The sequence below is a fragment of the Daejeonella sp. AP26 genome (genome assembly GCF_056680515.1).
This window is the reverse complement of sequence record NZ_CM155286.1, coordinates 2,634,326-2,646,653: the sequence shown is the minus strand read 5'-3', so window position 1 is coordinate 2,646,653 and position 12,328 is coordinate 2,634,326. Positions and strand designations below refer to the sequence as shown.

The following is a 12,328-nucleotide window of genomic DNA, read 5'->3' as shown; positions in this document are numbered from 1 at the left end:
AAATTAACTCTTTTTGTTAATGATTATTACAATCAAGCCGCTTAGAGGTTAGATTTAATGTTTAAAATGTCTTACGCCTGTTGTAACCATTGCGATCCCCTTTTCATTGGCCATATTGATCGAATCCTGATCTTTAATGGAGCCGCCGGGCTGTAAAACTGCAACTACACCAGCCTTTGCCGCAATCTCTACGCAATCAGGAAATGGGAAGAACGCGTCTGAAGCCATCACACTACCCGCCAGATCGAAGTGAAAGGCTTTCGCTTTTACTATGGCCTGTTGTAAGGCGTCAACACGGGAGGTTTGTCCCACGCCGCTAGCTATTAAACAGGCATTTTTGGCCAGAATAATGGTGTTTGACTTGGTGTGCTTAACAAGTTTATTCGCAAATTCGAGGTCTTTTAATTCAGCTTCAGTAGGCTTCCGGTCAGTAACCGGAATCATATCTGCAGCTGCTTCTATTTTCAGATCTTTATCCTGCTCAATAATTCCGTTCAGTAAGGTTTTATATTGCTTTACCGGAAGTTTTACGTCTTTTCTCTTTAATAAGATTCGATTTTTTTTACTTGTTAATACAGACAGTGCATCAGCAGAGAAGGAGGGAGCAATAAGAACTTCGAAAAAGAGCTTGTTAATTTCCAGAGCAGTGCTTTCGTTCACTTCTGTGTTGCAGATCAAAACCCCGCCAAAGGCAGAAACCGGGTCGCAAGCTAACGCGTCTTTCCACGCAGTGAGAATATTGTCGCGCGAAGCAACGCCACAGGCGTTAGTGTGTTTCAGGATTACGAATGTAGGGTCAGTGAACTCATCAATCAGTGCAACAGCCGCATCTACGTCAACCAAGTTATTATACGACAATTCTTTTCCGTTTAGCTTATCAAACATCTCATCAAGGTTGCCATAAAAGAAGCCCTTTTGATGCGGATTTTCACCATATCGTAACGGAATAACTTGTTGTTCACTATGTTTAAAAACGGTTATCGGTTCAACCTCATTGAAATAGTTGAAGATTGTTGTGTCGTAATGTGAGGATATGTTAAATGCTGTCCGTGCGAAGTCTCGTCGTTGCGCAAGGGAAGTATAACCGGCATTCTCGATTAGCATCTCTGTCAATTTTGGATAATCGTTTTTTGAGGCGATGATCACAACGTCATTAAAGTTTTTAGCCGCAGCCCTGATTAGCGAAATACCGCCAATATCGATCTTTTCTATTATATCTTCTTCCGCAGCGCCTGATTTTACGGTCTCCTCAAACGGGTAGAGATCGACAATAACGAGATCAATTTCAGGTATTTCATACTCGTCAATTTGTGCTTTGTCTGCTGGTAATCCACGGCGGCTTAAAATTCCGCCGAATACTTTTGGGTGCAGGGTTTTTACACGTCCACCCAAAATAGACGGGTAACCTGTTAGATCTTCAACCGCCACCACATCCATGCCCAGATCACGAATAAATTTCTCTGTGCCTCCGGTAGAGTAAAATACTACTCCTTCGCTATGTAACTGCCTTAACAGAGGTTCCAGATTATCTTTGTAGTAAACTGAGATTAAGGCGTTTTTAATCTTTACAGGATGGCTCATTTAGAAAGTGTTTTTTGGAGCCGCAAAGATAGGTTTTTTGGGCAGAACTTTAAACAGCATCACCTGAGCTGGGTCATTTAATTTGGCACTTTAGAGAAAAAAATAAAGGACAGGCTGGAAAGTCTCCTCATTTTTGGAGAGCAGGTTTAGGGGTGGGAGCAGATTTTTATCTGGAATTTCAGGTAAAATAAAGGCTGGAAATTCCCTGTCTTTTGGAGAGGGAATTAGAGGATGAGTCTTTACACCTCGCGCATTTTTTTAAGTAAAACCTCTATAACTTTGGGATAATGAAGGTGCTCGAGCTGCTGACCTTTAAATTTGATCATTTCAATATCGTCGCCTTTATCGATATGAAAGCGGCTTTGGTGTATGATTTCCCCTTCATCAAAATTTTCATTCACAAAATGAATAGTTATCCCTGATTCTGCATCGCCTGCCTCAAGAATTGCTTTGTGCACATTATCGCCATACATACCCTTTCCCCCATACCTTGGCAAAAGGGCAGGGTGTAAGTTGATGATCTTATTGGGAAACGCTTTTAAAAGGTTTTCGGGAATGAGCCATAAAAAACCAGCCAGTACAATGATGTCTATCTGCAGGTTCTTAAGCAGTTGTATTATATCGTCAGTCTGGTAAAATTCACGACGGTTAAAAATATGCGATGGAACTTCGAAATTGTCGGCCCGCTGTAAAACATAGGCCTCCGGGTTATTAGTAAGGACGATAGCTACTTCCCCCTCATTGTGTTTTTTAAAATACTCCATTATTTTCTGAGCATTTGAGCCGGAGCCTGAAGCAAAAATTGCGATGCGTTTCTTCAAATCCTTGTTATTATTTCAATCAAAGATATTATTTTGAACCTTGCTTCAAAATGAATTCTTTAGAAGCATTCAAATCTTGATCCTTCATGGACAATCATATAGCTTTCATACTGACGAAATGCAAATTTTTCTAAACAATTCCGGAAGTGTGGCTGTCATTCTCCGATAGGTAACAATTAAATTTAATGGTTATGGAAATGTTAAAACATAGAAAGATCGCTATTCTCACCGAAAGCGGTTTTGAAGAGTCTGAATTATTAAGCCCCAAAAAGGCGCTCGAGGAAGCCGGAGCAATAGTTCATATAGTGTCGCCACAGCGAGAGACGGTTAGGGCGATGAAACATCATGAATGGACGGTTGAGTGCAAGGTGGATAAAAGTATCTCCGAAGTTCATGCGGATGACTATGATGGCCTGCTGCTCCCTGGCGGTGTTTTTAATCCCGATAAACTTCGGACCAGCCCAGACGCTCTAAAGTTTGTGAGAGATTTCTTTAGTGCAGGGAAGCCGGTGGCAGCTATTTGTCATGGCCCACAAACATTGATCAGCGCAGACGTTGTTAGGGGCAGAAAAATGACCTCCTATCATTCCATTAAACAGGATATGATTAATGCCGGGGTTAACTGGGTTGATGAAGAAGTGGTGGTTGATCAGGGCTTGGTTACTAGTCGCTCACCCAAAGATCTTCTGGCTTTCAATGCAAAGATGATCGAGGAGTTTGCTGAAGGCGTTCATTCCGGACAACATTTATGAGGTTTACAGGGAAAGAAGTGAGTTAAATAGGCTTCTTCAGTTCCAACCAGTTCTGCTTAGTTATTGTTCCTGCTAAAAGACCTATCCCGGTTCGTTAGAGCTGAGACAGCTGGTCAAGAATTTAAGAAGAAGTGAATCAGTTAATTTTTTGTCAGGTTGCTGAGCTATTTAGGTTTCTTGCTGGCCGAAATTTCAGAGCACAAAAAAGCCGTCCCGGATTCAACTCGGACGGCTTTTTGTAAACTATTTTATTCAGAGATTTCCCCTAGCATCCTGTTCTCTTTCAAGTGCTTCGAAAAGAGCCTTAAAGTTACCAGCACCAAAAGATCGGGCTCCCTTACGCTGGATGATTTCGAAGAAAAGGGTAGGACGATCTTCAACCGGTTTCGTGAATATCTGTAACAGGTAGCCCTCATCATCCCGGTCTACTAAAATTCCAAGTTCTTTAAGCGGCTCAACATTTTCTTCAATTTTGCCAACCCGTTCTTCCAGGTCATCATAGTAAGTGCTTGGAACTTTCAGGAACTCGACTCCTCGGTTTTGCAGCCTAGTAACCGTATCGACGATGTCGTGAGTTGCTATGGCAATGTGCTGAACTCCTTCGTCCCCATAGAATTCGAGGTACTCCTCAACCTGCGATTTCTTTTTGCCTTTTGCCGGCTCATTTATAGGGAATTTCACATATCCGTTTCCATTACTCATTACCTTGCTCATTAGAGCCGAATATTCTGTCGAGATCTGCTTATCATCAAAGGTCAAAATGTTCCGGAAGCCCATTACATCTTCGTAGAATTTTACCCACTTGTTCATTTGGTACCAGCCCACGTTACCTACGCAATGATCTACATACAACAGTCCAACAGGCTCCGGATTGTAGTGGCTCTCCCACTTTTTGTACCCTGGCATGAAGGGGCCGTTGTAATCTTTACGTTCGATGAATAGATGGACTGTTTCACCATAAGTATATATGCCGCTCATCTTTAAAACTCCATGTTTATCTTCAAGCGTTTGCGGCTCCATATACGTTTCGGCTCCCCGCTTTGTGGTTTGGTGAAAGGCATCATCAGCATCATCAACCCATAAAGCAATGATCTTTACCCCATCGCCATGTTTAGTTAGCTGCGTCTGGATGGGGTGATCAGGGTGTAAAGGGGTAGTAAGTACCAGTTTCATTTTATTTTGGATCAGCACATAAGAAGCACGGTCTTTAACACCGGTTTCTGGGCCTGCATAAGCAAGGCTTTGAAAGCCGAAAGCTGTTTTATAGAAGTGAGCGGCCTGTTTAGCGTTGCCCACATATAATTCCACATAATCAGTGCCGTTAAGCGGTAAAAAATCAGTGGTTTCAGTTTTATTGGCTATTGGTTGTGTTTCCATTTTTTTAGTTTTTTAGTACCTAGCAGTTAGTATTTAGTAGACTTGATACCTTATACCTGATACTTTATTCTGTAATCTTTATCCCTTGTTCCTTCATCCTTACTCCTACTCAATATTCACCTGCCAGCTTTTATGGTAGCTTTCATCTTCTATCCCTACGGCATAATCGGTAAGCATCAATGGTTTAAAAGGATCGATCATGACCGCCAGTTCTTCTGTTCTTTCTTTGCCAATTGATTTTTCCACGGTTCCGGGATGCGGACCATGAGGTATACCTCCGGGGTGGAGGGTGATCTGTCCTTTTACAACGCTTTTGCGACTCATGAAATCCCCATCAACATAATAGAGCACCTCGTCGCTGTCTACATTGCTGTGGTTGTAAGGTGCAGGAATAGATAACGGATGGTAATCGTATTTACGCGGTACGAAGGAGCAAATAACAAAATTGTGGCCTTCAAAAGTTTGATGCACTGGTGGAGGCTGATGGACACGTCCCGTTATCGGTTCGAAGTTGTGAATGGAAAATGACCATGGATAATGAAATCCGTCCCAGCCCACAAAGTCGAAAGGGTGAGTGCCGTATACGTACGGATAAATAAGACCTTGCTTTTTGATCAGCACGTTAAAGTCACCTATCTCATCGTGTGTTACTAAATTGGTTGGACGTTTGATGTCCCGCTCGCAAAATGGCGAGTGCTCCATTAGTTGCCCCCATTCATTCCGGTATCTTTTTGGCGTACGGATAGGACTAAAGCTTTCAACGATAAACAGGCGGTTTGCTTCTGTATCAAACTGCATCTGATAAATGGTTCCGCGTGGGATAACCAGATAATCGCCATATTCAAAAGGGATAGCGCCGAATCCGGTTTTTAAAGTTCCCGTACCTTCATGAATAAATATTACCTCATCGGCCTGACTGTTTTTATAGAAGTAATCAGTCATTGATTTTCGCGGGGCTGCCAGCGAAATATGAAGATCTGAATTTACAAGTACGGGTTTACGGCTTTCAAGATAATCGTCTTCCGGCTGGATATTAAAACCTATTAAACTGGTGTGACGAAGATGCTTTTCGCGAGCTATTTTAGGCTCAACGGAATATGGTTCTCCAAGTTCTTTTACAATGGTAGGCGGATGAGTGTGGTACACTAAAGAGTACAAACTCGAAAAGCCTTCTGTGGAAACAAGTTCCTCTGCGTAAAGAGTTCCATCCGGTTTACGAAATACCGTATGACGTTTAGCTGGAATAGTTCCCAATGTATGGTAAACAGGCATAATTAAATATGATAATTCAGATATAAAAATAACGATTTATTGCCGCATTGTGTTTCGCGGCTACTTGCTAACCTTTGGAAGAGTATTGAGCAAATACAATCTTAGACAGCAAAGCATACCGGAATAGAGCGACGGCTTCGCTTGATATTAATAGCTGAAGTTGGATAGGAGAATGCTTCATGCAGTGCGGCTAAGGTATGCTTTTACCCGGCACTGAACAAATCAATATAAGGGCCCAGGCATTAATTCGAGATAACTGGTTTGAAGGGTTTTTTTGTTAGTTTTGGTCACCTTTAAACCCGTAAGCTATATGAAACTAGTTTCCTACAAAACCGAAGACCGTGAGCATTTAGGTGTGTTTATTAACGGCCATATTTATAATCTTAACTCATGTGATAAGCTTATTCCCGATGAGATGGCTGAATTTTTAAGCGGGGGTGTTGAATTGATGGACAGGGCGAAGAAGGTTAACGAAGATATCAGATCCGCTAAAATTCAAGCCAAGCAAGAAGTATTTTTTGAGCTTCTGGCACCGGTACCGCATCCTACTTCTTGTCGTGATGGATATGCCTTCAGACAGCATGTAGCTTCCGCCCGGCGTAACAGAAAAGTAGATATGATCCCTGAGTTTGATCAGTATCCAATTTTTTACTTTACGAACCATAACGCCATTCAGGGGCCGGGTGACATCAGGTGTATGCCTGATCATTTTCAAAAGCTCGACTTCGAATTGGAGGTGTCAATCGTTATCGGTAAAAAAGGCAGAAATATAACGGCCGCGGAAGCAGATGAGTACATAGCAGGCTACATGATCATGAATGACATGAGCGCCCGGACGCTGCAGATGGAAGAGATGGTATTAAATTTGGGTCCCGCCAAAGGCAAAGATTTCTCTACCGTTATAGGGCCGTGGCTGGTTACGCCGGATGAGTTGGAATCGTATAAAGTACCTGCTAAGGAAGGTCATACGGGTAATAGTTACGACTTGAAAATGAAATGCCTGGTTAATGGAATCGAAGTTTCTTCCGGATCGGTTGCAGATATGGACTGGACCTTCGCTGAAATAATCGAGCGTTGTGCTTATGGTGTTGATATTTTGCCAGGTGATGTGATAGGTTCCGGAACTGTTGGAACGGGATGTTTCCTGGAGCTGAACGGTACAGGACTTCTGAATGATTCAACTTTTACGCCGCAATGGCTGCAGCCCGGTGACATTGTCGAAATGGAAATTACGGGGTTGGGACGCTTGAGCAATACCATTATCAAAGAGAATACGGACTGGTCAATCCTGGCAATTAAAAAACAAGTCCCAAGAGAAGTCTGAGCACTCTTATATTAACAGTTTTCAAGTCATTTGCTGCAATACAGAGTCGCCAATATATCGAATGTTAACACTTCACACATCGGATCTTAAACCGGCCGAGCTACAGAATTATTTGCAGTACGCAATTGCGCCAAGGCCGATATGCTTTGCTTCGACTATTGATAAGGCCGGGAATGTAAACCTGAGCCCTTTCAGTTTCTTCAATATGTTTAGTACCAATCCTCCGATGTGCGTGTTTTCTCCGGCCAGGCGGGTAAGAGATAATACAACTAAACACACGCTTGAGAACGTGCTCGAGGTAGGCGAATGTGTGATCAATATTGTTAATTACAGCATGGTCCATCAAACCTCACTTGCCAGTGTTGAGTATGCTAAAGAGACTAATGAATTTATCAAGGCTGGTTTTACACCCTTAAAGTCTGAATTAGTTAAGCCGCCGCGTGTGGCAGAGGCCCCTGTTCAATTGGAATGTGTTATCAAAGACGTTATTTCATTAGGTGATCAGAACGGTGCGGGCAACTTAATTCTTGCTGAAATAAAGATCATCCATATTAAGGAAGAAATATTGGATGCTGATGGAAAGATAGACCAGGAAAAGATTGACCTGGTTGCCCGTCTGGGGGGCGACTGGTATTGCCGGGTCACAAAAGACAATTTATTTAAAGTGCCTAAACCGGTGCGTACGATGGGAATTGGCGTTGATTCTATTCCTCCTTCTATCAGGCATTCTTCTATCCTTACAGGTAATAACTTAGGCCAGTTGGGGAACATAGAAGAATTACCGACCGTTAATGAGATGGAACGCTTGATACATGACCCAGAAATACAGCAGATCTTAAGTGAAACAGAGAATGATCCTCAGCTGAGAGATGTAAAATTCCATACGAAAGCAAAAGCTTTACTTGATCAGGGAGATGTTCAAAATGCCTGGAAAGTGCTACTTATCGGACTTTAAAGGTAAGGGAAAAACCCTGCTTACTTTCTTCGTAAGTTTTGCTAACGATAGTATGAATAACTTTATCAAAGTCTTTAGCGCTCGTTTCCAGGTTGTCAATGATCTGCTTGTTAAGTTCACATCGAGGTTGTTTTTATCAAACAAGCTTATCAGGCGCTGGATGCTCTCAACAGGCCCGCGCAGATCGTGTGAACTCCATTGAGCAATTTCATGCAGACGTTTATTCTGATTCAAAAGCTTTTGGCGAGCTTCCCTACGGACCGTAATATTGTTTGCTACAATAAGCCTTGCCTGATGTCCGTCCAACTCGATCATATGGGAGGCGATGTCAACATAGATGGGGGTTCCGTCTTTCTTTTGGTGCTGCCATTGGGAAGAAAGATTAATGTCATCCAAAATTTCGTGTTCGTTCAACTGGTTTCTTAGTCTTTCATGTTCTACTCTCAGGTCGCAAATCATATAGTGTAAGGTTCAGAAATTCCCTTCTTGAACAGCCGTACATTGGTCGGGATCTTGTTTTTTATGTGCAGTGATGTCTCTAAAGAACAGCGTTACAGTCTCTAAATATGGATAAACGGTTATTTCGAACCATTTGGCCCAATGTGCATTAAATTCTTCAAATTTTGATGGTTGGTTATTTTCCAGGGCGCTTTGTACTTTCGCAATAAGTTGCTGTTCGTCGTCAACCAGGAAATATAGATCTAAAATCTTCCTCAATCAGAGAATCTTCCGGTAGTTTTACCATTTGCCTGGCCATCTGATTGAACGCGAGAACTATCCAGTCTTTACTCACATTGAAAAAACCATCTGTATAATTTCCAATTATATAACTCATCCATTGGTTGAGTTGGAAATTCTGCTCCCGGGCAAGGTCCTTTGAACTGATCTGAAAAGAATTTGTAAGATTTTTATTTTCTTCAATGGTTTTCGCAAGTAGTGCTTCTGCGGTCTTCAGTTCAGAAATATCGCGAGCGAAACAGTGGATTTAGTCCATTCTCGTCCAGAAGGAAACAATTCCAGGACATCCACTTATAACCGGATTTTTATAAAGAAATCTGTTTAAAGATGTCAGGCAGGCCCGGAATATTCATTTTCAGAAGTGCTTTCTAGGTAAGATCCCCGTCATCGTGATGTATGAAATCGATATAAAGCTTAGAAATTAATATAAAGCGTAGAAATTAATTATGCTTCATGGTAGCCCGAAGCTTGACAAAAGGAAGCGTTAACCATCATGAATTGTGCTCCAGTACTGAAAATACATAATCATTCAGGGAATGAGCCGAAAAGCAATTCCAACTACCATGCGGTGATTTCGGGGCATTGCATAAATCCTATAACGCGTTCTAACCAGTTACAAATTGTTGATATTCCGTACTTCTGCTAACGAAGAACCGGGGATTTTATGTTTTAAGCAGAGAGACTTATTTTTTAAGTGTTTTTGATTTTTAATTAAAGTCATCAGGATGATAGGCAGAAGAAGCTTCACTTTCAAGCCATGTCTTTTTAACGATTTTATGAATCACAGTATCCAAGTCGTGAGCTGTGATCTCAAGGTATTGTACAATCTCTTTGTTAAGTGGATTACTTATATGTTCTTTATCAAATAAAGTAACCAGCCCTAGAATACTAGCCAGAGGCTTACGAGTTTCGTGCGAACTTATATGAGCAATTTCTCGGAGCCGCTGGTTTTGAGCCAGAATTTCCCGCCTGTTTTTCTTCTCATCAGTAATATCCTTTATTGCAACGAGTCTTGATCGACGGCCATTGATCAATATAGGATGAGACACTACATCGACTATCATTGCTGATCCATCTTTTTTAACGTGAGTCCATTCGCATGCTACATTAAGGTCCTCGAGAAAAGCCTTACTTTCCAGGTGCATTCTTAATTTTTCATGGTCTGCGGGAATGCGAATACTGAAAAGGTCCAAATTCATAAATTCTTCCCTGGTATAACCATAAAGGGAGAGGGCCGCATTGTTAACCATCGAAAAACGTTTGCTTTCCATGTCATAGGTCCACAATGGCGTAGGGTTATTAGAAAACATATTTTTATAGTTTTCCTGGGATTGCATCAAGCTCTCCTGATTTTTTTTAAGCTCGGTGATATCCTGCAGTGCGCCTACGATTCGGATAGCTTGATTTTCACGATCACGAATAATAAGACCCTTATCGATCACCCAGGCATAGGTGCCATCTTTTTTCAAATACCTGTAATCTTCTCTCCACCTTTTAGCCGATTTATCTTTAACTGCTTTGTTGAGACTTTTTTCTACCCGCTCAAGGTCTTCCGGATGGACATTATGTTCCCATTTTTTTAAATCAACAATTTCAAATCCTGCTTCCTGGTTGTAGTACTTATCGAAGCCATCTCCCCGATAGACCTGCTTCGAGGTTAGGTTGAAATCCCAAATGCAGTCACTGGTAGCCTGCATAATCAGTTGAAACCGCTCATTACTAAGTTCGGCATCCATTTTAGCCTGGTTATTTTCAATGAGTAATTGAAGGATAGTCCCAAGTCGCTGGATGAGCCTTGTTTCCTTCATCAACGCATTTTTATGGCCGTTGTTGAAGATGGTTATAACCGCTAATACATCGCTATTTTTATTTATTGCCGGGATACTTCTGGATGAACTTATGTTGTATTTGTCTAATATTTCCCTGTAATCAGTAGCTATATTCTCTTTCGAGATATCTTTAATATAGACCTCCGAACTGTTAAGCACAGCCTTAGTGCAGGGGCTGTTCCCAGTTCGAATTTCATTGCCATGAGTTATACCGCAAAGTTCGCTCATAGAAGGAGCCGAAATGCGATATATGGTATTATTACTATTGTCTACGATGCTTAAAGATGTTTTGAAACCATAATGGATTTGTTCAAAACCGCTTAATAAACTATCCATTATCTCCTTAAGGGAATAAGTTGAAGCAGCATTCATTTCAAGCACCTTTTTCTCAAGTGCCAGGGTTAGCTGATGGATCTTTAAACTAGTAACATCCCTGATCATTACTGTTAAAGAATCCTCAAACGGATAGGCGTTTAACTCAAACCACTTATTAAATAGGGGGGAAAATTCCTTAAAGTGAACCGCTTTATTCTGTGTAAAAGCTCGGTTGAACTCTGAGTGGAATAATGTGTTTAGGCCGTTAGGTATTACATTCCAGATATTGGCTCCTATAGCAATGCCGGGGGGAAGTCCCTTAGTATCCCTGATCACTGAATTGAATGATGTAAACCTCCAGTCGCGGCTTAAGGTAAATGAACCTTCATTATTATATTCAATCAGATTGTTGAATCTTCTTGAATTACGAAGGACGTCGTGTTCCATTTCACGATTTAAAGTTACATCCCTTGAATTTACTACAATCCCCTTGATAGACGGATCATGAAGCAAATTAGTAGCAACTGTTTCCAGCCAATGCCACTTACCGTCAGAACTTAGATACCGGTAAGCCGGAACATCAACTTTATATTTTGTCAGGCAGCTATCAAAAGAAGACATTACCGCACACACATCGTCGGGATGGACAGAGCTGAACGCGCTTTTGTTAATATAATATTCCGGATCAAATCCTAATATTCGCTTTACGCTCGGGCTTATGTATTGAAAATTTCCTTCAACTGATAAAATAGCAACAATGTCTGTGCTATTTTGCACCAGTGCCTGAAACCGATGCTCGTTATGACCGTTCAATTCCTTACAATTGATGGCCAATGGCGCGGGAATTGATGAATCAACAACCACCTGCTTAGTTAACCGCTCATGAAGATGTCTGGCTATCGGAATCTGCTGATTTAGGTTCTTTGCGCTGATATAGATCCTGCCATTACTCAAAATGGCCTTCCATGATAGGGTTTTGTTTGACTGTGTAATATGCTTGCAGCGCGCTTCAAATACCGAAGGCGAGTCTGGTACTAGTGTTAATAGTGATCGTTCAACACTTTCCTGATCGTCAGAATGAAGAATACTTAAAATATCAACTTTTAAAAGTTGAGACTCAGTTAATCCTGTTTCGCGTGTGAGCTGGTAGTTGACTTTTTGGAAGTGTCCTCGCGTATCAGTTATGCATTGGACGTTTTCAGATGAGTTGAATAATATGTTCAGATCGATCGTATCGATCGTTGAAACCTCACTTTTATTTTTCAATATGTTCTAAACCCCGTCTCTATCATTGTTTCCAACACTCATCATCATCAGGTTGTGTACGAACACACACATTAAAAAGTTTGTAATAGTCAAACAAA

The 12,328-nt window shown here is 41.4% G+C and carries 10 protein-coding genes; 3 read left to right on the top strand and 7 right to left on the bottom strand.

The window, feature by feature from the left end:
* Positions 1-54: 54 nt before the first annotated feature.
* Both purH and purN read right to left on the bottom strand, forming a co-directional pair.
* Positions 55-1,581, bottom strand: coding sequence for a bifunctional phosphoribosylaminoimidazolecarboxamide formyltransferase/IMP cyclohydrolase (purH, locus tag AC1MCB_RS11340; protein ID WP_479964836.1), 1,527 nt, complete (start codon positions 1,579-1,581; stop codon positions 55-57).
* Between the two features lie 239 nt (positions 1,582-1,820).
* On the bottom strand, positions 1,821-2,402 hold the full coding sequence (gene purN / locus AC1MCB_RS11335) for a phosphoribosylglycinamide formyltransferase (RefSeq protein WP_479964835.1): 582 nt from the start codon (positions 2,400-2,402) through the stop codon (positions 1,821-1,823).
* Positions 2,403-2,593: 191 nt separating this feature from the next.
* On the opposite strand from purN, the gene AC1MCB_RS11330 reads away from it, so the two are divergent.
* Entirely contained in the window at positions 2,594-3,154 is a 561-nt protein-coding gene (locus tag AC1MCB_RS11330) for a type 1 glutamine amidotransferase domain-containing protein (RefSeq protein WP_479964834.1), read from the top strand.
* Positions 3,155-3,406: 252 nt separating this feature from the next.
* Here the strand turns inward: AC1MCB_RS11330 and hppD are convergent, their stop codons facing one another.
* Together hppD and AC1MCB_RS11320 are read right to left on the bottom strand one after the other, a co-directional pair.
* Positions 3,407-4,531, bottom strand: a complete 1,125-nt coding sequence (gene hppD / locus AC1MCB_RS11325; protein ID WP_479964833.1) for a 4-hydroxyphenylpyruvate dioxygenase — start codon at positions 4,529-4,531, stop codon at positions 3,407-3,409.
* Positions 4,532-4,636: 105 nt separating this feature from the next.
* On the bottom strand, positions 4,637-5,803 hold the full coding sequence (locus AC1MCB_RS11320; protein WP_479964832.1) for a homogentisate 1,2-dioxygenase: 1,167 nt from the start codon (positions 5,801-5,803) through the stop codon (positions 4,637-4,639).
* Between the two features lie 310 nt (positions 5,804-6,113).
* On the opposite strand from AC1MCB_RS11320, the gene AC1MCB_RS11315 reads away from it, so the two are divergent.
* Both AC1MCB_RS11315 and AC1MCB_RS11310 read left to right on the top strand, forming a co-directional pair.
* Positions 6,114-7,127 (top strand): fumarylacetoacetate hydrolase family protein, encoded by a 1,014-nt coding sequence (locus AC1MCB_RS11315; RefSeq protein WP_479964831.1) that lies wholly within the window; start codon positions 6,114-6,116, stop codon positions 7,125-7,127.
* A 61-nt stretch (positions 7,128-7,188) separates the two neighbouring features.
* Positions 7,189-8,082, top strand: a complete 894-nt coding sequence (locus AC1MCB_RS11310) for a flavin reductase family protein (protein ID WP_479964830.1) — start codon at positions 7,189-7,191, stop codon at positions 8,080-8,082.
* Here AC1MCB_RS11310 and AC1MCB_RS11305 read toward each other — a convergent pair.
* The 3 genes from AC1MCB_RS11305 to AC1MCB_RS11295 all read right to left on the bottom strand — a co-directional run bounded on the left by AC1MCB_RS11305 (position 8,065) and on the right by AC1MCB_RS11295 (position 12,230).
* Entirely contained in the window at positions 8,065-8,541 is a 477-nt protein-coding gene (locus tag AC1MCB_RS11305; protein WP_479964829.1) for a hypothetical protein, read from the bottom strand. The genes AC1MCB_RS11310 and AC1MCB_RS11305 overlap by 18 nt on opposite strands.
* A gap of 12 nt (positions 8,542-8,553) precedes the next feature.
* A complete protein-coding gene (locus tag AC1MCB_RS11300) occupies positions 8,554-8,799 on the bottom strand; it encodes a hypothetical protein (RefSeq protein WP_479964828.1) in 246 nt (81 codons plus the stop codon).
* 728 nt (positions 8,800-9,527) lie between these two features.
* Positions 9,528-12,230, bottom strand: a complete 2,703-nt coding sequence (locus AC1MCB_RS11295; protein ID WP_479964827.1) for a PAS domain S-box protein — start codon at positions 12,228-12,230, stop codon at positions 9,528-9,530.
* Positions 12,231-12,328 lie beyond the last annotated feature (98 nt).

Coding starts and splice junctions, on each gene's coding strand:
- hppD (WP_479964833.1), bottom strand. CDS start 4,531: ATGGAAACACAACCAATAGCCAATAAAACTGAAACCACTGATTTTTTA.
- AC1MCB_RS11320 (WP_479964832.1), bottom strand. CDS start 5,803: ATGCCTGTTTACCATACATTGGGAACTATTCCAGCTAAACGTCATACG.
- AC1MCB_RS11330 (WP_479964834.1), top strand. CDS start 2,594: ATGGAAATGTTAAAACATAGAAAGATCGCTATTCTCACCGAAAGCGGT.
- AC1MCB_RS11305 (WP_479964829.1), bottom strand. CDS start 8,541: ATGATTTGCGACCTGAGAGTAGAACATGAAAGACTAAGAAACCAGTTG.
- AC1MCB_RS11315 (WP_479964831.1), top strand. CDS start 6,114: ATGAAACTAGTTTCCTACAAAACCGAAGACCGTGAGCATTTAGGTGTG.
- AC1MCB_RS11310 (WP_479964830.1), top strand. CDS start 7,189: ATGTTAACACTTCACACATCGGATCTTAAACCGGCCGAGCTACAGAAT.
- purH (WP_479964836.1), bottom strand. CDS start 1,581: ATGAGCCATCCTGTAAAGATTAAAAACGCCTTAATCTCAGTTTACTAC.